The sequence below is a fragment of the Alcaligenes faecalis genome, assembly GCF_009497775.1.
GTDB lineage: Bacteria > Pseudomonadota > Gammaproteobacteria > Burkholderiales > Burkholderiaceae_B > Alcaligenes > Alcaligenes faecalis_D.
This window is the reverse complement of record NZ_CP031012.1, coordinates 3,462,419-3,484,563: the sequence shown is the minus strand read 5'-3', so window position 1 is coordinate 3,484,563 and position 22,145 is coordinate 3,462,419. Positions and strand designations below refer to the sequence as shown.

At 57.2% G+C, this 22,145-nt stretch carries 24 protein-coding genes; 7 read left to right on the top strand and 17 right to left on the bottom strand.

The annotated features are described in order from the left end of the window. Positions 1-97: 97 nt before the first annotated feature. The 4 genes from proB to rplU form a co-directional block, all read right to left on the bottom strand. Complete coding sequence (gene proB / locus DUD43_RS16080; protein ID WP_042486473.1) at positions 98-1,255, bottom strand: glutamate 5-kinase; 1,158 nt, start codon at positions 1,253-1,255, stop codon at positions 98-100. A 133-nt stretch (positions 1,256-1,388) separates the two neighbouring features. Continuing rightward, positions 1,389-2,477: a GTPase ObgE gene (gene obgE / locus DUD43_RS16075; protein ID WP_153231070.1), complete on the bottom strand. Its 1,089-nt coding sequence runs from the start codon at positions 2,475-2,477 to the stop codon at positions 1,389-1,391. A gap of 286 nt (positions 2,478-2,763) precedes the next feature. Continuing rightward, positions 2,764-3,024, bottom strand: coding sequence for a 50S ribosomal protein L27 (gene rpmA, locus DUD43_RS16070; protein WP_009460566.1), 261 nt, complete (start codon positions 3,022-3,024; stop codon positions 2,764-2,766). Positions 3,025-3,074: 50 nt separating this feature from the next. Continuing rightward, positions 3,075-3,386, bottom strand: a complete 312-nt coding sequence (gene rplU, locus DUD43_RS16065) for a 50S ribosomal protein L21 (protein WP_003801901.1) — start codon at positions 3,384-3,386, stop codon at positions 3,075-3,077. A 394-nt stretch (positions 3,387-3,780) separates the two neighbouring features. On the opposite strand from rplU, the gene DUD43_RS16060 reads away from it, so the two are divergent. Together DUD43_RS16060 and DUD43_RS16055 are read left to right on the top strand one after the other, a co-directional pair. Beyond that, positions 3,781-3,984 carry a CsbD family protein gene (locus DUD43_RS16060; protein ID WP_094197753.1) on the top strand — a complete coding sequence of 68 codons (204 nt, stop codon included), beginning with the start codon at positions 3,781-3,783 and terminating at the stop codon, positions 3,982-3,984. Positions 3,985-4,091: 107 nt separating this feature from the next. Beyond that, positions 4,092-4,253 carry a DUF1328 domain-containing protein gene (locus DUD43_RS16055; RefSeq protein ID WP_153231069.1) on the top strand — a complete coding sequence of 54 codons (162 nt, stop codon included), beginning with the start codon at positions 4,092-4,094 and terminating at the stop codon, positions 4,251-4,253. Between the two features lie 74 nt (positions 4,254-4,327). Here DUD43_RS16055 and argJ read toward each other — a convergent pair whose 3' ends face one another. Both argJ and DUD43_RS16045 read right to left on the bottom strand, forming a co-directional pair. Next, entirely contained in the window at positions 4,328-5,554 is a 1,227-nt protein-coding gene (gene argJ, locus DUD43_RS16050; protein WP_153231068.1) for a bifunctional glutamate N-acetyltransferase/amino-acid acetyltransferase ArgJ, read from the bottom strand. Positions 5,555-5,647: 93 nt separating this feature from the next. Beyond that, positions 5,648-6,178 carry a MarR family winged helix-turn-helix transcriptional regulator gene (locus tag DUD43_RS16045; RefSeq protein ID WP_153231067.1) on the bottom strand — a complete coding sequence of 177 codons (531 nt, stop codon included), beginning with the start codon at positions 6,176-6,178 and terminating at the stop codon, positions 5,648-5,650. Between the two features lie 733 nt (positions 6,179-6,911). Here DUD43_RS16045 and DUD43_RS16040 point away from each other — a divergent pair. Further along, positions 6,912-8,561: an AMP-binding protein gene (locus tag DUD43_RS16040; RefSeq protein ID WP_153231066.1), complete on the top strand. Its 1,650-nt coding sequence runs from the start codon at positions 6,912-6,914 to the stop codon at positions 8,559-8,561. A gap of 54 nt (positions 8,562-8,615) precedes the next feature. Here the strand turns inward: DUD43_RS16040 and hemL are convergent, their stop codons facing one another. From hemL to DUD43_RS16025, 3 genes are read right to left on the bottom strand one after another with little or no spacing between them, the layout of a single operon-like run. After that, positions 8,616-9,899, bottom strand: coding sequence for a glutamate-1-semialdehyde 2,1-aminomutase (gene hemL / locus DUD43_RS16035; RefSeq protein WP_153231065.1), 1,284 nt, complete (start codon positions 9,897-9,899; stop codon positions 8,616-8,618). 44 nt (positions 9,900-9,943) lie between these two features. Further along, positions 9,944-10,630 (bottom strand): thiamine phosphate synthase, encoded by a 687-nt coding sequence (thiE, locus tag DUD43_RS16030; protein ID WP_153231064.1) that lies wholly within the window; start codon positions 10,628-10,630, stop codon positions 9,944-9,946. Beyond that, positions 10,623-11,390 (bottom strand): bifunctional hydroxymethylpyrimidine kinase/phosphomethylpyrimidine kinase, encoded by a 768-nt coding sequence (locus DUD43_RS16025; RefSeq protein WP_228125822.1) that lies wholly within the window; start codon positions 11,388-11,390, stop codon positions 10,623-10,625. Before DUD43_RS16025 ends, thiE begins: the two co-directional genes overlap by 8 nt. A gap of 182 nt (positions 11,391-11,572) precedes the next feature. Here DUD43_RS16025 and DUD43_RS16020 point away from each other — a divergent pair, with 182 nt between their 5' ends. The 4 genes from DUD43_RS16020 to DUD43_RS16005 all read left to right on the top strand — a co-directional run bounded on the left by DUD43_RS16020 (position 11,573) and on the right by DUD43_RS16005 (position 13,583). Next, positions 11,573-11,737 (top strand): rubredoxin, encoded by a 165-nt coding sequence (locus tag DUD43_RS16020; RefSeq protein WP_009460582.1) that lies wholly within the window; start codon positions 11,573-11,575, stop codon positions 11,735-11,737. 112 nt (positions 11,738-11,849) lie between these two features. Then, positions 11,850-12,371 carry a YqgE/AlgH family protein gene (locus DUD43_RS16015; RefSeq protein WP_052362978.1) on the top strand — a complete coding sequence of 174 codons (522 nt, stop codon included), beginning with the start codon at positions 11,850-11,852 and terminating at the stop codon, positions 12,369-12,371. Further along, positions 12,364-12,795 carry a Holliday junction resolvase RuvX gene (ruvX, locus tag DUD43_RS16010; RefSeq protein WP_153231062.1) on the top strand — a complete coding sequence of 144 codons (432 nt, stop codon included), beginning with the start codon at positions 12,364-12,366 and terminating at the stop codon, positions 12,793-12,795. The genes DUD43_RS16015 and ruvX overlap by 8 nt, the downstream gene beginning before the upstream one ends. Positions 12,796-12,818: 23 nt before the next feature. Beyond that, entirely contained in the window at positions 12,819-13,583 is a 765-nt protein-coding gene (locus DUD43_RS16005; RefSeq protein WP_153231061.1) for a lysophospholipid acyltransferase family protein, read from the top strand. Positions 13,584-13,588: 5 nt separating this feature from the next. On the opposite strand, the gene DUD43_RS16000 is transcribed toward DUD43_RS16005, so the two are convergent. The 8 genes from DUD43_RS16000 to mpl all read right to left on the bottom strand — a co-directional run bounded on the left by DUD43_RS16000 (position 13,589) and on the right by mpl (position 22,108). Continuing rightward, positions 13,589-14,425, bottom strand: a complete 837-nt coding sequence (locus DUD43_RS16000) for a symmetrical bis(5'-nucleosyl)-tetraphosphatase (RefSeq protein WP_153231060.1) — start codon at positions 14,423-14,425, stop codon at positions 13,589-13,591. Between the two features lie 3 nt (positions 14,426-14,428). Beyond that, positions 14,429-15,589 (bottom strand): LPS export ABC transporter permease LptG, encoded by a 1,161-nt coding sequence (lptG, locus tag DUD43_RS15995; RefSeq protein ID WP_153231059.1) that lies wholly within the window; start codon positions 15,587-15,589, stop codon positions 14,429-14,431. A gap of 53 nt (positions 15,590-15,642) precedes the next feature. After that, entirely contained in the window at positions 15,643-16,413 is a 771-nt protein-coding gene (mtgA, locus tag DUD43_RS15990) for a monofunctional biosynthetic peptidoglycan transglycosylase (RefSeq protein ID WP_259672588.1), read from the bottom strand. Further along, the gene (gene aroE, locus DUD43_RS15985; RefSeq protein ID WP_153231057.1) at positions 16,364-17,215 is read right to left on the bottom strand and encodes a shikimate dehydrogenase; all 852 of its coding nucleotides are present in this window, start codon (positions 17,213-17,215) and stop codon (positions 16,364-16,366) included. The genes mtgA and aroE overlap by 50 nt, the downstream gene beginning before the upstream one ends. A gap of 106 nt (positions 17,216-17,321) precedes the next feature. Next, entirely contained in the window at positions 17,322-18,191 is an 870-nt protein-coding gene (locus DUD43_RS15980) for an energy transducer TonB family protein (RefSeq protein ID WP_153231056.1), read from the bottom strand. Between the two features lie 5 nt (positions 18,192-18,196). Then, positions 18,197-20,086, bottom strand: coding sequence for a ribonuclease catalytic domain-containing protein (locus tag DUD43_RS15975; RefSeq protein WP_153231055.1), 1,890 nt, complete (start codon positions 20,084-20,086; stop codon positions 18,197-18,199). Positions 20,087-20,127: 41 nt separating this feature from the next. Then, positions 20,128-20,715: a YqiA/YcfP family alpha/beta fold hydrolase gene (locus DUD43_RS15970; protein ID WP_153231054.1), complete on the bottom strand. Its 588-nt coding sequence runs from the start codon at positions 20,713-20,715 to the stop codon at positions 20,128-20,130. Between the two features lie 28 nt (positions 20,716-20,743). Next, positions 20,744-22,108, bottom strand: a complete 1,365-nt coding sequence (gene mpl, locus DUD43_RS15965; RefSeq protein WP_153231053.1) for a UDP-N-acetylmuramate:L-alanyl-gamma-D-glutamyl-meso-diaminopimelate ligase — start codon at positions 22,106-22,108, stop codon at positions 20,744-20,746. Positions 22,109-22,145 lie beyond the last annotated feature (37 nt).

Below are 22,145 nucleotides of genomic sequence, written 5' to 3'. Positions count from 1 at the left end.
AGTGTCGCGATCAGGCGCGCAAAGACCGCGCGTACTGTCGCAATTCGATACGTTTTATCCGTCTATTTCAACAGGCGGGCAGGGTAGGGGTCAAGGATTAGTCCTGGTCCGGTGCACTGCGCGGGAACACCATATTGTTGCGGTGGATAAGCTCCGTATCGTGTTCGCTACCCAGCAATTCATTGATCAGGTGGCTGGGCTGGCCCATGATGCGGCGGGTGTCGTCCGAGGAGTAGTTGATCAGACCACGGGCGTATTCCACACCGTGCTTGTCTACGCAAGCCACCACATCACCACGGTCGAATTCGCCCTCTACATGGGTGACACCCACGGGCAGCAGGCTCTTGTGACCATCTACCAGCGCACGTACAGCGCCTTCGTCCAGCGACACGCGACCACGCACACGCAGTTGGTCAACCAGCCAGCGTTGACGAGCCGAGCGCACGGGCAGGGTGGCACGCAGCTCTGTGCCTATGCGTTCGCCTTGCGATAGACGCGATAGCACTTGTTGTTCACGGCCCGACGCAATAATGGTGTGGCCACCGCTTTGCGCAGCGCGCTTGGCGGCCAGAATTTTGGTGATCATGCCGCCGGTGCCGATATTGCTGCCCGAGCCGCCTGCCATGGCTTCCAGTGTTGGGTCGCCTGCTTGTCCCAGCGAGATGAACTGCGCATCAGGGTTGCTGCGTGGGTCGGCGCTGTACAGGCCAGCCTGGTCGGTCAGGATAATCAGGGTTTCGGCTTCGATCAGATTGGTGACCAGCGCGCCCAGAGTATCGTTGTCGCCCACACGGATTTCATCCGTGACCACCGTATCGTTCTCGTTCACGATGGGCACCACACCCAGGTCCAGCAAGGTGTTGATGGTGCCACGCGCATTCAGGTAGCGGTGACGGTCTGCCAGGTCTTCATGGGTCAGCAGGATCTGGGCGGTGCGCACACCGTGGCGGGCAAAAGCCACTTCATAGGCTTGAATCAAGCCCATCTGGCCAACGGCTGCCGCCGCTTGCAACTCATTCATGGCCTTCGGTCGGCGCGGCCAGCCCAGGCGGGCCATGCCTTCGGCAATGGCACCGCTGGATACCAGCACCAATTGCTTGCCTTGGGCATGCAGTTGAGCAATCTGGGTAGCCCATTGCTCCACGGCATCCAGGTCAATCCCCTTGCCCTCGTTGGTGACCAGGGACGAACCTACTTTAATAACCAATCGGCGCGATTGTGCAACGGCCGATTCAGAATGAGAAGAGTGCTGCATGACGAGTTCAGAAATCCATCGCTTGGCGTGTAAATAGAGAAAATGCCAGGAGTAGGGCGGTTGGTTCAACCGCGTCTTCCGGGCATTTTGGGGTTCGGTCCTGGAGTCTAAACCCTGGACCTGTGTAGCACGATCAGTCTGGGGCAAACCTCTCGTCGTAAATATGGGTGCCGTCGGCAATATCTTGCTCGATATGCTCTTTGCGGCTTTCTTCGTCCAGCCAGGATTGCAACTGATACACCAGATCCTGCGTACCCACGCCGGTCAGGGCGGAGATGCCAAAGACCGGGCCTTCCCAGTTCAGCTCTTTGAGCAGACGAGCTTTCAGATCTTCGGGGTCGGACACCATATCCAGCTTGTTCAGAACCAGCCAACGGGGCTTGGCGTACAGCTCTTCACTGTACAGACGCAGCTCTTCAACAATAGCGCGTGCTTCTGTTGCCACTTTGGTGACGATATCCTCGTCCGGATCCAGGCTGGATACGTCCAGCAGATGCAGCAGGATACGGGTGCGGGTCAGGTGGCGCAGGAACAAATGGCCCAGGCCAGCACCTTCGGAAGCACCTTCGATCAGGCCAGGAATATCGGCAACCACAAAGCTGTGTGCTTCGGACGAACGCACCACACCCAGGTTGGGGTGCAAGGTGGTGAAGGGGTAGTCCGCAATGCGAGGCTTGGCGTTGGAAATACGGGTGATCAGCGTGGATTTGCCGGCATTGGGCATACCCAGCAGACCGACATCAGCCAGTACCTTCAGCTCCAGACGCAGCTTGCGATGCTCGCCTTCCTTGCCGTAGGTAAATTGACGCGGGGCACGGTTCACACTGGATTTGAAGTGCAGGTTACCCAAACCACCAGAGCCGCCTTGGGCCAGGGTGATTTTTTCGCCATGACGCTTCATGTCAAACAGCTGCTCGCCGGTTTCTGCGTCAAAAATCATGGTGCCTACGGGCACACGCAGGGTGATGTCCTCACCACCCGCGCCGTATTGGTCGGACCCACGGCCGTTTTCGCCGTTGCGAGCGCGGTGCAGGCGGGCGTAGCGGTAGTCGATCAAGGTGTTGACGTTACGGTCGGCCTCGGCATAAATGCTGCCACCGCGTCCACCGTCGCCGCCATTGGGGCCACCTTTTTCAATAAATTTTTCTCGGCGGAAACTGGCAGCGCCGTTTCCACCTTTGCCTGCGACCACTTCAATGGTCGCTTCGTCTACGAATTTCATGGTGATGAGTGCTGTATAGGTCCAGGGGCCGCAGAACCGTATGGGCTGCTGGTCTGGGAGCAGACCATTTTAAACAAAAACCCCAATTGCTTAGTGTATAGGAGATTGGCTTATCTGCCGGTATGTGCCGTGATAGTGGCCGATTTTTAATCTCTTGCTGTGGCCGTAGGGAGACTGGCTAAGCCGGGTGTGCGGGTTTTCAGGATGGCGCAGGGGCCATGCATAAAAAAAGCCCTGCCTAGGGCGGCAGGGCTTTTTCGCAGCGAGTACGCTTTGATCGGGTGGCTTATTCGCCAGCAACGACCGAAACGGTACGCTTGTTCAGAGCACCAGTGATGGAAAATTTAACTTTGCCATCGACCAGGGAGAACAGGGTGTGGTCTTTACCAATGCCCACGTTCACGCCGGGGTGAAACTGAGTGCCGCGCTGACGAACAATGATGCCGCCAGCCGAAATTACCTGACCGCCGTAGACTTTAACGCCCAGACGTTTGGCCTGTGAGTCACGGCCGTTCCGCGTAGAGCCGCCGCCTTTCTTCTGTGCCATTTCTTTAGCTCCTAGATGAAGAAAATACCAAATTCGCTTTTAGCAACAACTTAGGCGTTGATCGCTTCGATGCGGATTTCGGTGTAGTTTTGACGATGGCCTTGCGTTTTGCGGTAGTGCTTGCGACGGCGCATTTTGAAAATCTTGATTTTGTCGTGACGGCCTTGCGCAAGAACAGTAGCCTTGACCACAGCACCAGCAACGAAAGGAGCACCGATTTGCAGTGCTTCACCTTCGCCGACGGACAGAACCTGGTCAAGCGAAATTTCTTGCCCAATGTCTGCCGGTATCTGTTCTATTTTGAGTTTTTGGCCAGCAGTAATGCGATATTGCTTACCGCCGGTTTTTATAACCGCGTACATAGGGAATCCCTTAAAGAGTCAAACAGGCATCGCTTAAAAGGCCAATAACAGCCCGCTACCATGCCATCTAACATAAAAAAATCTTGACACGCAAAATGCCAAGCAAAAAATAATAGGGCAAAAAGGCTTTGCTGTCAATGGCTTGGGCCTTCTCCTGTCAGTATTTTGCATCCAATCCTTTCCTCTGCCAGAGGATCACCTGGGGAAGAAGGTCGTCCTGGGGCCCGCAGTGGCGGGCAAGAGGCCGGAATTCATGCAAAACAGGGTCTGGCCCCAAACTATTACACTTTTCCTCAATCTGTGGCCTTTGCAAGAGCGTGTATCCGCTACGGTAGGGGTGTTGCGTTTACAGAGCGTAAGTCATTTATTTTTGAACCTGAAAAGGGGAGGCGGTATGAATAAAGACACGATCGAAGGCAAATGGAAGCAACTGGCCGGCAAGGCTCGCAGCGTGTGGGGCGAGATCACTGATGATGATTGGGCCAAGATCAAGGGCGATGCCACTCAACTGGCTGGCCTGGTGCAGGAGCGTTATGGCCGTACCCGCGAAGAGGCGGAGCGCGAAGTAAAGGATTTCTACGACAAGTACGACCGTTAGTGAAGAAGGAGCCGGACTTTGTCTGATCGCTATTTCTTGAACCGCAAGCCAAGCGGCCCGGCAGACAAAGCATTGATCCTGTACGTACTGATGATGAGGAGAATCGTATGCTTCACTACGCTGTAGTCTTTTTCATTATTGCCATTGTGGCGGCTGTTCTGGGTTTTGGCGGTATTGCCGCCGGTGCTGCCTCAATTGCCAAGATTCTGTTTGTTGTGTTCTTGATTCTGGCAGTGCTCTCGCTGCTCAAGGGCATGGGCAAGAAATAGAACAAGCCCGCCAGAGGCGGGCCTGTCTGAACTGCCAAACCGCTTTCACCGATGGGGTGGAAGCGGTTTTTTTATCAGGAGCGGTAGTCGGCGTTGATGGTCACGTACTCGTGCGAGAAGTCGCAGGTGTAGACCGTTTCGCTATGTTGGCCACGGCCCAGGGATACACGCACCAGAATCTCGGCTTCCTTCATGACGCGCTGGCCGTCGTCTTCCTGGTAGTCGGGGTTGCGACCGCCGTCCACGGCCACCAGCACATCGCCCAGCCACAGACGCAGCTTGTTGACGTCCAGATCGGTGATACCGGCATAACCGATAGCGCACAGAATACGGCCCAGGTTCGGGTCGGAGGCAAAGAAGGCGGTTTTCACCAGAGGCGAGTGAGCAATGGCGTAAGCCACTTTCAGGGCTTCTTCGCTGGAGCCGGCGTCATCAACCTGAATGGTCATGAACTTGGTGGCACCTTCGGCGTCACGCACGATTTTCTGGGCCAGTTCGCGCGAGGCGTCGACCAGGGCGTCCAGCAAGGTGTTGTAGTTCGGGTCTGCAATCGACTCTACCGTGACACCGCTTTGGCCGGTTGCCATGATGATGAAGGAGTCGTTGGTGGAGGTGTCGCCATCAACCGTGATGCGGTTGAAAGAGCGGTCTGCTGCCAGACGGCACATATCACGCAGCAGCTCTGGAGCAATACCGGCGTCCGTAGCCAGGTAACCCAGCATGGTGGCCATATTGGGGCGAATCATGCCCGCGCCTTTGCTGATGCCGGTCAGGGTGACGGTTTTACCCGACAGCTGGATCTGACGAGACACGATTTTGGGCTGCGTGTCGGTGGTCATGATGCTGTGAGCAGCATTGAACCAGTTGTTGTCGGCCAGATCGTTCACCGCTGCAGGCAGAGCGCCCAGCAGGCGATCCATAGGCAGGGGTTCCAGAATCACGCCGGTGGAGAAAGGCAGCACTTGCTGGGGCAGGATGTTCAGCAGGCGTGCGGTTTCGGTACACGTTTGCTGGGCTTTTTCCAGGCCAGGCTGACCTGTGCCAGCGTTGGCATTGCCAGTATTGATAACCAGGGCGCGGATGCCATCGTGGGTTGCCAAGTGCGCTTCGCACACTTGCACCGGGGCGGCGCGGAAACGGTTGGTGGTGAACACACCGGCCACGCTGGTGCCAGGGGCCAATTCAAACACGGTCAGGTCGCGTCGGTTGGCCTTGCGAATACCAGCTGCGGTAATACCGATTTTGACACCGGCAACGGGGTGAATATCAGATTCAGAGGGGATGAACAGATTGACGGCCATGACGCGATCCGAAAAACAATGTTAAAGGCGGCTCAAAGCAGTAATGATACTTGCTTTGAGCCGCCTGAGCATAGCTTTGGTCGCGCGGTCTTCTTAGCTTTCGCGAGCGGCCATGGCAACGTTGTTGCGAGTGATCAGTTTGAGTTCGCCCAGGGCTTCAAACAGGCTGACGCGTGCCTTTTCCGACAGGTTGGCAAACATCTCCTGCAACCACTGTTCGTGGGAGGCGGCCATTTTCTTGAACTGGCGCTTGCCCTTGGGTGTCAGGCGGATCAGGGAGCTGCGACGGTCGGTGAGCACCTTGATGCGCTCGACCAAACCTTCTTTTTCCAGCTGATCGGTAATGCCCGTGATATTGCCGTTGGTGACCATCAGGTGGCGGGACAGCTCGCTCATTTTCATGCCGGCGGGCTGACGCTGCAATTGCGCCATCAGGTCAAAGCGGGGCAGGGTAGTGGTGTGTTCGGTACGCAGACGGCTGCGGATTTCGCCTTCAACCAGATTGGTGCAGGCCATCAAGCGTAGCCACAGGCGGGTGTCGAAGTGGTCGTCGCTATGGGCACGGCTTTCCAAGTCGGGAGCGGCATCGGCGACGGCGGAAGCGGGGATATCGTTCATGATCATAGATAGCTTGCCTTAATGGTGCATGTCCAAAATATTTAGCTTTGAAGGACGCAGACCGCAGCCATGAGCAAGCTGGGTTAGCTTGGTGGGTATCTTAGGGGCTGGTTCGAAGTTTGACATTGCGACAGATCAAAGTAAATTCGTTTTTAAGCTTAAATTAATCAACTTGATAGAAAGCACCGGCAGAGCAGGCAAAGCATTGGGTAAAGAAATGCAAACTCCTGTCTGCTATTTACTTTTAGGGCCACGGCTTTGAATAATCTTCGGACGGCGCTCTAACTTTGATCCGACGCGATAAACTGGCTAAATTCAAGTGATTATTTAGTTGAAGTATAAGGCATTTGCCTGTGTATCGCCTGTTTGCTTAATCACTTTCCTGCTTTTTTTGATACTTTTTTTTGTTTCAAAAATAATGCTTGCCGCAATTTTTCTTAATTGAAAAAAATGCATGCTGCGGATCGATTTATTTCTTGTATCCTGAAATTTATTATTGAATTTTGCGTTGCACACGCAAGGGCTTCAGGGATCCCTGGGCCAGTCTAGGATACCTCCTGAAACAGCTGAGGATGATGCGCTACTGCGGATAACCCGTAGTCGGGATTGCTGATACTGGGGCGTTTTTTTTGCTAATATCCTTTAGAACTAAACAATATAGACCTTGCCAATTTGGCTGGCGCCTTTGATGGGTCAAGGTCTACGCCTGAGTGGGGCGTAATCTACGCAGGAGATAAGGATGGAACGTTCAGCGCACCTTGATACCTTTGCACGCGACAATCTGCCACCCATGGAGTGGTGGCCAGAGATGTTGCTGGAAGGAAATCCGGATGTGGACTATCCCGCTCGTCTCAATTGTGCTGTGGCGCTGTTGGGAGAGCAGGTTGTAGCGGGGCATGGTGATCGCGTGGCTTTGCAGTGGGCACAGGGCGATGAGAATCGCAGCCTGACCTACAAGCAGCTGGACGTGCTGACCAACCGTATTGCGCATGTTCTGGTTGAGGACATGAAGCTGGTGCCCGGCAACCGGGTTTTGCTGCGTGGCCCCAATAACCCCATGATGGCCGCCTGCTGGTTGGCCAGCATCAAGGCCGGTCTGGTGACGGTTCCCACCATGCCTTTGCTGCGTGCGGTGGAGCTGAAGACCATTCTGGACAAGGCTGAGATCCATGCTGTCCTGTGTGACGAACGCCTGCGTGAAGAGCTGGAGCACTGCATGGACTCCGCACACGATTCCTACACGCCTGTTCTGAAGCAACTGCTGTGCTTTAACGATGACAGTGCTAGTGGTCTGGAAGCCTTGCTGGCTGACAAGCCTGAAGCGTTCACCGCCTGCGATACGGCGGCTGACGATATTTGCCTGATCGCGTTCACCAGCGGTACGACCGGCCAGCCCAAAGGTTGCATGCACTTCCACCGCGATGTGCTGGCAATGTGCGATACCTTCTCGCGCCACGTGCTGCGTTTGACCCCGGATGATGTGGTCTGCGGTACGCCTCCTTTGGCTTTCACCTTCGGCCTGGGCGGTCTGCTGTGTTTCCCGCTGCGTGTAGGTGCATCGACTGTTTTGCTGGAGCGTCTGACGCCTTCCGATCTGCTGGGCATGATTGATCGCTTCAAAGTGACCATGAGCTTTACCGCGCCCACCTTCTATCGTCAGATGGCCGGTTTGGTGGATCGTTACTCCTTGGCCAGTTTGCGTGCCACCGTGTCGGCAGGTGAAGCCTTGCCCGATGCGACGCGTCAGCTTTGGAAACAGGCTAGCGGCATCGAGATGACGGACGGCATTGGCGGCACGGAAATGATTCATGTGTACGTGTCCAGCCCGCCAGAAAAAGTGCGTGCCGGGGCGATTGGCCAAGTGGTGCCCGGTTATGTCGCCACGATTCTGGACGATGATCTGAATCCGGTGCCAGTCGGTACGGTAGGCCGTTTGGCCGTTAAAGGGCCAACAGGCTGCAAGTACCTGAATGACGAGCGTCAGAAGCAGTTTGTTCAGGGCGGCTGGAATTTCCCTGGCGATACTTTCAAGATGGACGAAGACGGCTATCTGTACTACCAGGCCCGTAACGACGACATGATTGTTTCTTCGGGCTACAACATTGCTGGCCCAGAGGTGGAAGGCACCTTGCTCAAGCACGAAGCGGTGGCCGAGTGTGGCGTGGTGGGTGCGGCGGATGAAGAGCGCGGCCAGATTGTGCAGGCTTTCATTGTGCTCAAGCCCGGCTTTAGCGGCAGTGATGAACTCAAGAAAAAGCTGCAGGATTTTGTGAAGGAGAATGCCGCTCCGTACAAATACCCGCGTGCTATCGAGTTTGTGGCTTCCTTGCCTCGTACCGAAACGGGCAAGCTGCAGCGCTTTGTGCTGCGTCAGATGGCTCAGGACTAAGTCATCAGGCAATAAAAAAGCGGGCCTGAGCCCGCTTTTTTGTGTCCGACGCGTTTAGTTTTTGAACGTAGCAAAAACTTCGCGGGCCGCTTGCACGGTTGCGTCGGTAATGTCGGAGGTGTGTTGCACCGACACAAACCCGGCTTCAAAGGCCGAGGGTGCAAAGTACACACCCTTGTCCAGCATGGCGTGGAAGAACTGCTTGAAGCGTTCGATGTCGCCAGCCGAGACTTGGGCCAGGGAGGTGGGAACGTTCTCGCTGAAGTAGATGCCGAACAGGCCGCCCTGGTGGTCGGCGGTGAAGGGCACCCCGGCTTCTTTGGCTGCGGCTTTCAGGCCCTGAATCAAGTTGGCGGTGTTGGCTGTCAGGGTGTCGTAGAAGCCGGGTTGAGCCAGTTTCTTCAAGGTAGCCAGACCAGCCGCCACAGCGACAGGGTTACCGGACAGGGTGCCTGCCTGGTAAACGCCGCCTACGGGAGCCACGCATTGCATGATGTCGCGGCGACCACCGAAAGCACCGACGGGCATGCCGCCACCAATAACCTTGGCCAGTGTGGTCAGGTCGGGGCGAATGCCGGTCAGGCCTTGTACGCCTTGAGGGCCAACACGGAAGCCTGTCATGACTTCGTCAAAAATCAGTACGGCACCGTATTCGGTGCACAGTTCGCGCAAACCTTCCAGGAAACCGGGGGCTGGGCGCACCAGGTTCATATTGCCAGCAAAAGGCTCAACGATAATGCAGGCGATTTCGCTGCCTTTCTGCTTGAAGGCGTCGCGCACGGCGTCCAGATCGTTGTAGTCCAGAACCAGGGTGTGGCCAACAAACTCGGCCGGCACACCTGCAGAGGTGGGGTTGCCAAAGGTCAGCAAGCCGGAACCGGCTTTGACCAGCAGGCTGTCGGCGTGGCCGTGGTAGCAGCCTTCAAATTTGATGATGGTATTGCGGCCGGTAAAGCCACGGGCCAGACGAATGGCGCTCATGGTGGCTTCGGTGCCGGAGCTGACCAGACGCACTTGCTCGATGGACGGCAGCATCTTGGTCAGGGTTTCCGCCAGCACAACTTCGCCTTCGGTAGGCGCACCGTAGGACAGGCCGTGTACGGCGGCTTCCTGTACGGCTTTGATGACGTCCGGATCGGAGTGGCCCAGAATGGCCGGGCCCCAGGAACCGACGTAGTCCGTGTATTGCTGGCCGTCTGCATCCCAGATGTAAGGGCCTTGGGCGCGTTCGATAAAGCAAGGTGTACCGCCCACGGAACCGAAGGCACGGACGGGCGAGTTGACGCCGCCGGGGATGACTTTGCAGGCACGTTCAAAAAGTTCGGAGTTACGGGACATGAGGCAAGAATCCAGATGTGAAAAGGTCAAGGCCAGGCAAGGGATCAGCGCACAAAGCGCGATGAGTCCTGGGCGTGAAAGTAGTCGGTAAAGCGTTGCGCCGTGGCGCGTATATCGCTGGTTTCAAACAGGCTGCTGATAACGGCAACGCTATCGACCCCTGCTTCCAGCAGTTCGGGCATTTTCTCGGGTGTGATGCCGCCAATGGCAACAATGGCAGCACGCCGTCCCTCGTGTTCTTGTTCTTGGCAAAGCAGTCTTGCTTGTCGCAAGGTGTTCAATTCAGCTGGGGGGGCTTCGGGTTTGACGCTGGAAGGGTACATGGCCCCGAAGGCAATGTAGTCTGCATCGTCCGCCAGAGCCTGGCGAGCCAGATCCAGACTGTTGTAGCAGGAGCGTCCCAGCAGGGCTTGCGGCCCCAGTGCCTGACGGGCCTGGGTCAGTTCGCCATCGCTTTTGCCCAGGTGTGCGCCTTGCACGTCAAACTCTTGCGCCCAGCTCCAGTGATCATTCACCAATAGCGGCAGGTCCAAAGACAGGCACAGCTTGATCAACTCTTTGAGTTGTTGCTGGCGGATTGGTTCCGGGCCGTTCTTGCGACGAAACTGCAAGACCTGCAAACCACCTTCGTGAGCGGCGCGTACTGCGTTCAGCAAGCGGGTAGTGTCGTCCCATTCGGGAGTAATGCCGTATAGACCGGCAGGAAAGCGCAGGGTGGTGGCGTCAGTCATTTTGGGGAGCAACAGGGTTGAACAGGCGGTGGCCCATACCGGGCTGGAAGGTGTCACTGGCACGTGCCTGCAGGTGCAACAAGGCTGATTCTACCGCGTTATCCAGCTCATGACCTTGAGCCAGAAAGCTCAGGCAGGCGGTAGCCAGCAAACTGTCTATGTCCTGCTGACGCACGCCACCATCGAGCGGCATGCTGTAGTCCAGACGGCCATGGTGTCCCTGGAAACGCGTATGCCATTGTCCGGCAGCACCGGGTACGCCGGTGACCAGCACGGCATTGGCACCGTTGTTCAACAAGGTTTCCACGGCGTCCGGAGTGTCGCCCAAGAGTTCGTCGGCCTGCCACCGCTCCAGGCTGGGGTGGTCGATCAATAATAAGGAGCTCAGCGGCAGGAGCAGGCGTAAACTGGCATCAAGAGCGTCGTCCGCATCCAGCTCGTCCAGGCCGGTGGGCATGGCGCTCAGGTGCAGGACCAAGGGCAGTTCAGGGTAGTCGGAACAAAGCTCGGCCACCATGCTGGCGATCTCAGGGCTGTAGACGGGGCCGCACTTGATGGCCTGAATGTTCATGTCTTCCAGCAAGCAGCGTGCCTGGTCGTCGGCAATGTCCTCTGCCAGCGTCTGGATGTTTTCCTGCTGCGCGCTGTCGCGCACCAGCAAGGCGGTGGGCACGCTGACGATATGGCAGCCCAGACGAGCGCCGGTAATGGCATCAGCGGGCAGGTGTGCACCCCCGCTGGGATCATAAGGAGCCAGCACGAGCGCCAGGGCAGGACTTGAATTTTTGATTTCAGCAGCCATCTTGTCTTGGATACACATGCAGGGCCAGCAAGGCTCTGGATGTCACGGGTTGAGTAATTTAGTAATATGAACCCCATTTTAATGGATTGCCCCGATTTGCACGCGGATCGGACTATGTTTACAAATACAGTAGGAATACTATGCGTACGTGGATGTGCCTGATTTGCGGCTGGATTTATGATGAAGAAGCAGGTTTGCCTGAGGAAGGCATTGCGCCGGGCACACTCTGGGAAGATGTCCCTCCGAACTGGGTCTGTCCCGAATGCGGCGCTCGTAAGGAAGACTTCGAAATGATCCAGGTGTGATCATCTCAAGTTCCAAGGTGGTTTGTTTTGACGGGAGGTGTGTATGAGTGCCACTAGCCAGTCCCCGCTAATCCAAGAAAGCGCTGATCTAACGCACCACCTGTTACTTGCCATGCCCGGTGTGGTATCGGGCAGCTTGGCCGACACGGTGATTTATGTTTGTGAACATAATGAACAAGGTGCTTTGGGCCTGGTCATTAATCGACCAACGGATCTGAGCCTGGTTGAACTGCTGTCTCGTATCGAGGTGGATGTGGAGAACCGGGCTGATCTGGCCGCGACTTCTGTCTACTTCGGTGGACCCGTGCAAACGGATCGCGGCTTTGTTCTCCATGACTCCGATAAAACCTATACCTCCAGCCTGGGGGTGGGTGATCTGACCCTGACAACTTCCCGCGATGTGCTGCAGGATGTGGCCCAAGGCCAGGGACCGGTGCATATGCTGGTCACGCTGGGCTACGCCGGTTGGGGCGCAGGTCAGCTGGAAAGCGAGATGGCCGACAATGCCTGGCTGAGCATCAAGGCCACCCATGAAATCCTGTTCTCTACCCCGGTTGGGGAGCGCTATGATCGCGCCCTGGCTTTGCTGGGAATTAGTCCTTTTACCCTGACAGGTGCTGCGGGCCATGCCTGAACACGAAACACCGTCAACGGTCAGCTCGGCGCAAACCTTGCTGGCCTTTGACTATGGCCTGAAAAAAATTGGCGTGGCGCTGGGCAACACCTTGACGCGCCAGGCTCGCCCTTATACGATTTTGCGGCCCGTTACACGGGAACAGCGCTTTGCGGCTATCGAGGCTTTGCTCAAGGAGTGGCAGCCCGATCGCGTCGTGGTAGGTTTGCCTTTGACCCTGGATGGCGGCGAGCAGTATGCTTCGCTGCGGTGTCGGCGTTTTGCCAACCAACTGCACGGTCGCTATGGCGTTGCAGTAGACCTGGTCGATGAGCGGGGCTCCAGCATGGAGGCTCAAGAATTGCTGGGCAATAATGACGATGATGATGCCATGGCAGCTTGCGTGATCCTGCAGCGATATCTGGATAGCCTGCCACAGGCCTGAGCCCTCTATAAGGTTGCAGCCTTTTGATTAGTTTATTTCGTTTTAGTTGGCGCGCTGTCGTTCTGATTGTGTGGATCGTGGTCGGCTTGTTAAGCGTCGGTCTGCTTTTTCCGGTCTTGCGTCCAGGCGGACGCCGCGTCATGGTGCTACGCATGTCGCGCCTCTTGATGCTGATCTGCGGCGTGCGTGTTTTGCAGCATGGTCAGGCCGTTCAGGACCGCTCCGTGCTCTATGTGTCCAACCACATTTCCTGGTTGGACATTTTTGTCCTTAACAGCGTGCGCTGTACCTCTTTCATTGCAAAAAGCGATATTCGCCGCTGGCCAGTGATTGGCTGGCTGGTTGCGGGTGCAGGTACCGTTTTCATTGAGCGCGGACAGCGTCGTGCCATTCAGGTCGTCAGCCAGCAAATGGCTGTGTGCTTTGAACGGGGCGATGCCGTAGGTCTGTTCCCTGAAGGCACCACTTCAACAGGTCTGGATGTGCAGACTTTCCACGCCAGCCTGTTTGAGACAGCCATTAACCTGAATGTGGATATTCAGCCGGTGGCCCTGGTGTTTGAGCAGAAAGGCCAGCGCAGTGAGCGCTTTGCCTTTGTGGGCGAGCAGTCTCTGGTTGGCAATATCTGGGTTCTGCTCAGTGCCCGCCATGTGTCCGTACACTGCCATTTCCTGGATCTGATGCCGGCGCAATCCTGTACGGAGTGGGGGCGTTCGCAAACGGCACAAATGGCCCGTGAACAGATTCGTGCCGTTGTGTGCCCCGAGGCTGTCACCGTCGAGGCCTGATGGCTTTAGCCCGGTTTCTTGCTTTCCGGGCAGTGAATCTGAACCAGATGCCGGTCTTGCAGACGTACAGCGCTAAGCTGACGACCCCAGACGCAGCCGGTATCCAGACTGATCACCGTGGGCGTGTTCAGCAAGCCCAGCGTAGACCAATGACCAAAAATAATAGGTACCTGGGCACAGGCGCGATTCGGTAATTCATACCAGGGCAGCAAGCCCGATTCGGTATCTGGCGCACCCTTGTGCTTGAAGTCCATGCGAGCATTCACATCGCACATGCGCATGCGGGTCAGGGTGCTGACAATGGCGCGCAGGCGGTCATAGCCTTGCAGCCCGGCATCCCAGCGATCCGGGTTGTTGCCGAACAATTCAATAATCTTGTCTTGCCAGTCATCCGCACGCAGCAGCGCTTCCAGCTCGTGGGCGTATTCCAGCGTCTGTTCCGGGCTCCAGTCAGGATGCACACCAGCATGAACCATCAAATGACCATGCTCGTAATGAGCCAGGGGCTGGTGTCGCAGCCAGTCCAGTAGCTCTTGCGCGTCCGGCGCCGCCAGCAGTTCCTGCAAGGTATCCTGCTTGCCGGATTTGCGTACCCCGGCAGCAACCGCCAGACAGTGGATGTCGTGGTTGCCCAGCACGCAGACGGCGCGATCACCCAGGGAGCGAATCAGGCGCAGCGCTCCTAGGGAATCGGGACCGCGGTTGACCAGATCGCCCGCAAACCAGAACTTGGCCTGGCTGTCGGCCGCGACATCAGGATGGCTGAGCAAGCTGTCCAGAGGGCGGCAGCAGCCTTGAATATCACCAATCGCCCAGATGGCAGGGGAAGTAGCTAAGGACATGATTTAGTTTGTTGTGCTGGAGTTGCGACGACGCCGGTTGTGCCGGTTTTCCATCATGATAAGAGCACTCAAAGCCAAGGCCATGGCAACCAGGTTTGGAACCAGAGCCGTGACCCACGGGGCCAGATTACTGAGCATGGCCACGTTCAGGGCCAACTGGTTGATCATGAAAAAGCCCACGCCCAGCAAGATGCCGGTAAAAACCTTGGTGCCCACACCGCCGTGGCGGGTCTGCATGAAGCCGATAGGCGCTGCAATGGTAATCATGACCAGCAAGGTAAAGGGGTAAGCGACTTTGCGCCACAGGGCCACAACCTGACGTTTGGTTTGCAGCTTGTTCGCGTCCAGATAGCCAATGTAGTCCTTCAAATCCAGAATGGACATGCGTTCGGGCGTGACCACTCGGGCAATCAGGCGGTCTGGCGTTAAGGTGGTGGTCAGTGTCAGGTCCGGGCGTTTTTCAATGCGGACCAAGGGCTGATCCGGTGCCTTGTCTTGCGCCAGAGCCTCGTGGGACTGCTCATTCAAATGGGTTTCGGTTACGTCCTGCAAATCCAGCTGGTTCTTGTGGAACTGGCCGGTGGGGGCTTGTGTCATGGAGCTCAAGCGCTGGCCGTCGGAAAAGTCGAACACGCTGACATCCGTTACGTTGCCATTGCCCTGCAGGTTCGCAATATTGATGATGCGCACCCCGCCACTGTCATTGCTTTCCTTGAACCAGTAACCACTGTCCAGACGGCCACCACCGGAGCGGCCCAGCAAGGCCATGCCTTGCTCACTGGATTTGATTTCCGCCATGGGGGTGACGTACTCGGACAGGACAAAGGCACCGCCTACCAGGGGCAGGGTAATGGTCCAGAGCATCAGCATCATGTGCAGGCCGCTGACGCCCGAGGCGCGCAAAATGACCAGCTCATTGCGCTGGGCCAGACTGGCCAGGGCCAGGGTGGCCCCAATCAGCAGGCCAATGGGCAGCAGGTCGTAAAGACGGGTGGGTAGTTCCAGGGCCTGGATGTAAAACAGATTCATCAGGGTGAATTTGGAACCGACCTTGTCCAGCTCTTCAATCAGGGCGAAAAAGGTAAACAGGCCAAGCAAGGCAATCAGCACCACGGCGCTGGAGCGATAAATTTCGGAAGCGAGATAGCGGCGTGCGGTGCGCATGAAAATAGGGCCCAGGAAAGACGTGGCTAGCTTAACAAAAATGCGGATTGCAGTCAGGGAATAGCGACTTGTCGCATACGTTGACTGATGGTGCGCGTGCGCGATTGCAAATAGGGGCTGTTACGGTTTTTGTCATAGTAGGCCGGGTTGGGCAACATGCCCGCCAGACGGGCGGCCTGCATGGCGCTGAGCTGGGCGGCATCAATCTTGAAGTAGTGGCGTGCCGCCGCCTGGGCGCCAAAAACGCCTTCTCCCCATTGAGCTACGTTCAGGTACAGCTCCAGAATGCGTTCCTTGCTCATGACGGTTTCAATCATATAGGTCAGAATCAATTCCTGACCCTTACGCAAATAACTGCGGGATTCCGACAGAAACAGATTCTTGGCCAGTTGCTGGGAAATGGTAGAACCACCGCGACGGCGGGCAGAGCCTTTTTCCGACTGGCGACGGTTGTATTCCCAGGCTTTACGAATGGCATCCCATTCGACACCGGAATGGTTCAGGAAGTTCGAGTCTTCGGAGGCAATCACTGCGCGCTTCAAATTGGCGCTGATCTTGTCGTAAGGCACCCATTGATAGCGTAGTTCGGCATCCGCATCGGCGCTACGCAACTGGCCCTGTTCGGCCGCCATGAAGGTTGTCATGCGGGGTGGCACCACGCTGTACCAGAGCACCATCAGGAACAGGGCGATCTGATAAAGCAGGACACCGGCGGCCACGGCCAGAACGGCCAGGCCAGCCAGTTTCCAGGGATGGGCCAGAAGGCGACGCACGTCAGACTTGCCCGATGTCCTGGCGCAGCTTGGCCAGTACGGGTTCGACATCGGCTTCTACGCCGTGCCAGATCTGAAAGCTGGCGGCTGCTTGGCCCACCAGCATGCCCAAGCCATCTTTGCTATGAGTGGCACCGGCCTGTTCGGCAGCGCGCATGAAGGCGGTGGGTTCGCTGGCGTAGAACATATCGTAGGCCAGGGAGTTGCTGCGGTAACGGGCGTCCGGCAGTTCGGGCAGATTCTGGTTCAGGCTGGCCGAGGTGGCATTGATCACAATGTCCCAGTCGCCACAATGGTCGTCCAGACCGCCCGCGCTCAGGCGGCGGGAGGCATCCGGGTCCAGGGCAACGACCTGTTCACGGATGTCGTAGGCTTTGGCGCTGGTGCGATTGATGATGTGCAGTACCTCGCAACCGGCTTCCAGCAAGGGGAATACTACTCCACGCGAGGCCCCCCCCGCACCGATCAGCAGGATACGCTTGCCTTCCGGGTTGTGGCCGACACGCAGCAGGTCCGAGCACAGGCCCACGCCATCGGTATTGCATCCATGCAACTGCCCATCTTCCAGCCACAGCGTATTCACAGCTCCGGCCATGCGAGCGCGACGGCTCAAGCGTGGGCCGACCAGATCATAAGCCTGCTCCTTGAAGGGCAAGGTGACGTTCAGGCCGCTGCCGTCCTTGAAAAACTCCTCCACGGTAGCGTTGAAGCCATCCAGTGGGGCCAGAATGCGCTCGTAGCTCAGGGCCAGATTGAACTGGCTGGCAAACTGCGTATGGATTTGTGGGGAGCGGCTGTGCTCGATAGGGTGACCAATAACGCCGTAGCGCTTGGCGGGAGTCGTGTCGGGCATGGTTAAGCGATGCTTGTCTTGTTGTGAGGTGTCAGCACCAGGGCTGAAAACGCATATTTTACCCTAGGGTCTGCTTTCACCAGCGCTTGCTGTGGACAATACGATCTTATTGCGCATCCGTGCTGTGCATACTGAGCCTGTCATGCGTAAAACTCCAAGTGCGGGTAATGACAAGCACATCCGCGCCAGGAGCCACTTGTTCGGGCAGGGGGGCGAAGGGGGCGGCCAGTTCCACAATGCGGCGGGCAGCCAGATTCAAGGTGGCCTGATCCGAAGGCTGAGTAATCTGGGCACGCAGCAGGCTGCCATCGCGTCGGATATAGACCGTCATTTGCAACTGGCCGTACAGCTGCTCGCCATCCTGCTTGGGATAGTGGCGTGTGCCAGTCTGCTCAATTTTCTGACGCCACTGGTCCAGGTACTGGGCTTGATCGCTGGCTTTGGCGCTGGGGCCTACGTAGTGGTAGCGGGGCTGGCGTTGCTGTTCACGAATCTGCTCGCGCAAAATCGCCAGTTGGCTATTTTGCACTTGCGGGTCCAGATCATGGTCGTCCGGGCCGGGCTCAATGGACGCGCCAATATATTCAAAGCTGGGGGTTGATAAAGGTGCCTTGTCCTGGCTTTCCAGCTCGCCCAGCAGGCGCTGTTGTTCGGCTTCTAGGCTTTGCTGGCGGGCGCGCAAGGCTTCCAGCACTAATTGATTAGGCAGATTGGGATCGGTCAGCGGCAAAGGATTGCTGGCCTGTCCGTGCTGATGCTCTCCGCCACCGTCCAGATTCAGCTGCGCCAAGAGCTGGGGACTTAACGGTGTGGAGTCGGTGCTGAAATTGACCAGCGCCACATCTAGACTATTGGCCGGTGTGGGCGAGGGCGCGCGAGTTGGCCAGAAGATCAGCAAAAGATGGATCAGTGCCGAAAGGGCGACCGCCAGCCACAAATAGTCTTTGGGCGCGTGGCGGCGGTCTAGCTTGGCCATGGTCGTCAGTCAGCCGTGGCGACCGAGCGCAAACGGGCTTCCACCGTCAAAGCCAGTTCGTCGAAGGACAGCAGATCCAGCGTCACTTCCTGACCGCGTTCCAGCGCAGGCAGGCCGGGAACGTGCAGAACCAGCGGCGCATTGGTCAGGCGTACCAGATCTTCCTTGATGAAGCTGGCCTGGACCTGCTTGATGTCGTTTTGTTGCAGCCAGCGCAGGCACCAGAAACGCTCCAGAGAGGACTGGTAGTCCGACCACTGAGTGTATTGCGATTCAAAGGCACCAATAATGGCGTACAAGTCCGCATCCTTGGGCTGGAAGGGGGCGGCCAGGCGTGCGGAGATACCGTGCTCGGCAGCTGCCAGAATCTGGCCCTGATTGATCAGGTCCACATAACGGCGCAGGGGTGAGGTGGACCAGATGTATTGCGGCACACCAATGGATTCGTGCGGGCCGGGCGTGGTGGACATGCGCGTACGCATGAACTGCTGGGAGCGATAAATGCCGGGCACATTGTGCTCGGCCAGCAAACCGCCCCACAGCTGATTGGCCAGAATCATGTATTCAGCCACCAGCAGGCTTAGCGGCGCATTACGCACGCGCGGCACCAGACGAATGATGGAATTTGGATCGTCGTGCGGGCCATCCAGCTCGAAGCTGTATTCCACACGGTTATTGTTTTCCGGTTTGCCACGCACGGCTTCACGCTGGGCCGACAGCTGGCGCGAGAAATTCCACAGCGGGCGCAGCCATTCGGCATAAGGCAGCTCAGCGTTTTCGTCGGCCAGGGCTTCTTCGCTGATCAGCGGGTCCAGTTCGTGTTGGCGCAAGTTGCCCGCTACGGTAATGCGTTCCAGACGAGTCTGGTGCGACAGGATTTCGCCGGTGCTGACGTCTGCATCTACATACAGCGACAGGGTAGGGCGAGTTTTCCCTTGATCCAGGGAAAAGTGAGCGATCAGCTCGGGCGGCAGCATGGGGATCTTGTAGCCCGGTGTGTACACCGTGGCCATGCGATTGCGAGCAATCTGGTCGATCTCGTTGCCACGTGCCAAGGCCAGCGAAGGCACGGCAATGTGAACCCCGATACGCAGGCGGCCCGGTTCGGGGTGCTGGACGGACAGGGCATCGTCAATTTCAATCGTATTGGCGTCGTCCACCGAATAGGCGGTGACATTGGCCTCGGGCAGGTCCTGGCCCCAGCTTTGCAGGGCAATGCCCGGAAAGTCTGTGCCTTTGGGGAAGTGCGCCGCCAAAAAGCGATGTTGATGCAAAGTCAGCGGATTGGACCAGGCACCCAGCGACAGCAGCAGTTTTTCCGTGCTGACACCCAGTTCTTTCTGGGCCTGATCAAAGGCTTTCCACTCCAGCGTGTTCTTGTCGGGCTGGGTCAGGAAGGTGCCGGCTTTGTCTGCGACTTCGGGCGGCAATTCGCCTTTGATCATCTGTTCGGCCCAGGTCTGGATTTGCTCTTGCTGCAGGCGTTTCTTTTCAATTGCGGCCAGGGCAGCTTGCAGGATTTCCGGTGGAGCAGGGCGGTACAGCCCTTTGCCACGACGGTGAAAGTAGGCGGGCGCACTGTGCAGGGCAAAGATGGTGCCGGTTTTTTCGATGGCGCTGGGCGCGTGACCGAAGTATTCCTGTGCCAGTGTGGACGCTTCAAATTCGTCCTGGGGGGCGCATTCCCACAAAAAATTGATATCCAGGGATTCGGCCAGCGCTTGAGCTTTTTCCAACAGCTCTGCCGGGGCGGGCTGCTCGAAGGTAAATAGAACGCTGTTTTTCTTTATTTTGCTGCGTTTGCCAGACGCGGATTCCACCTGCATGGTGGTATCGCTGTCAGAAAATATTTTTTCTGCTTTGAAATTACCGCTGTCTTCAAAAAGGACGTACATGATTTTCCATCTGGATGGTGCTGGCCATCCGGTAAAGATAGTTAAGGTTGTTGCAGGGCAAAGCGCAAAATTTCGTCGACCCAGGGATCAAAGTCGGTCAGGCCGTGATCTCCGCCTTCCAGAATGTGTCCCTGGCTGCCTTTGTACCAGTCCGCCATCTCGCGCCAGTTCAGGACCTCATCACCTTTGGCGGCCAGCAGGTAAAAGTGCTGGGGATCGCTGGGGCGCGGTACGTGAATGTCGTTCAGCTCATCCACATAGTCGGGCAGGAAGTGAAACGGATCGGGCGAGTGATAACAGACATGCTCGCCCACCTGCGTAGCCAGATCCCGTCCTGCGTAGACCACCGGGTTAAGCAGCACGGCGCGGCTGTGATAGTGCTGCGCCAGGTGGCTGGCATAGTAACCGCCCAGAGAGGAGCCGATCACACATAATTGATCGGCGCTCATGCCTGTCTGCATTTCCGTATCCACAATCCGTTTGCACATGGCAATGGCCTGGGCCGGGCTGGCGGGCAACTGCGGGCAGCGCCACAGGTGCAGCAAGCCCCTGTCCTGCATGGTTTGTTTCAGGCGCTGCGCTTTATAGGACGAAGGCGAGGAACGAAAGCCGTGTAGATAGAGGATCATGGAGGCACCTGCTATATAGATAAGAGGGTCAGCGTGACAGTTGATCCAGCAGGCGCTGATGAATGCCGCCAAAGCTGCCGTTACTCATCACGACAATGGCATCGCCGGGCTGGCTGGCCTGAACAATGGCCTGAACCATTTTATCCAAATCACTCCACGCTGTGGCGCGATCCCCTAAAGGAGCCAGGACCTTGGCTGCATCCCAGCCCAGCGCGTGCTTGCCCTGGGTCTCGCCGTAGCAAAACACCAGGTCGGCATCTTCCAGCGAGCCGGGCAGACGGGCGGCCATGGCGCCCAGCTTCATGGTGTTGGAGCGCGGCTCCAGCACGGCCAGAATTCGGGTGGCTTTGCCTGTCTGGCTGCGCAAACCGGCTAGCGTGGTGGCAATGGCAGTAGGGTGGTGGGCAAAATCGTCGTAGACGGTAATGTCATTGACTACGCCACGCACTTCCATGCGGCGCTTGATACCGGCGAATTGGCTCAGTGCCGCGCAAGCCTGTTTGGGCTTTACGCCCACATGGTGGGCTGCGGCGATTGCGGCCAGAGCGTTCAGGCGATTGTGCTCGCCTGTCAGTGTCCATTGGACGGTGCCCTCGGTCTGGCCTTCGAATATCACTTCAAAAGAGGTGGCGCTGATTGCCTTGCTGTCCCAATCGCCTTCGGGGCCAAACTGTTCGACCGGCGTCCAGCAACCTCGGGCCAGGGTTTCGTCCAGGCTAGGGGTGTGGGTGGGACGCAGAATCAGCCCGGTGGAGGGGATGGTACGGACCAGATGGTGAAATTGGGTCTGGATGGCGTACAGATCAGGGAAGATATCAGCGTGATCGTATTCCAGATTGTTCAGGATGGCCGTGCGAGGGCGGTAGTGAACAAATTTGGAGCGCTTGTCGAAAAAGGCGGTGTCGTACTCGTCGGCCTCGATCACAAACAAGGATTGTTCTGGATTGAAGCGGGCCGAGACTCCCAGGCCGGGGGCCACACCACCGATCAGGAAGTTGGGGGACAGATCGGCCTGTTCCAGAATCCAGCCCAGCATGGAGCTGGTGGAGGTTTTGCCGTGCGTGCCGGCCACGGCCAGAACGTGCTGCTTGTACAGGATGTTCTCGCCCAGCCATTGCGGGCCGGATGTGTAAGGCAGACCCTGATCCAGAATCGCTTCCATCAGAGGATTCCCGCGCGTCACCACGTTGCCCACTATATAGAGATCAGGGGACAGCCTGGTTTGCTCCGCGCCAAAGCCTTCAATAAGCTCAATGCCTTGTTCTTCCAGCTGCGTGCTCATGGGTGGGTAGACTCCGGCATCGCAACCGGTAACCGTATGGCCAGCCGAACGGGCAATCAGGGCCAGACCACCCATGAATGTGCCGCAAATTCCTAGTATATGTATGTGCATGACAATCCTCCGGCCTGTATTCTAGACGACTGTTTGA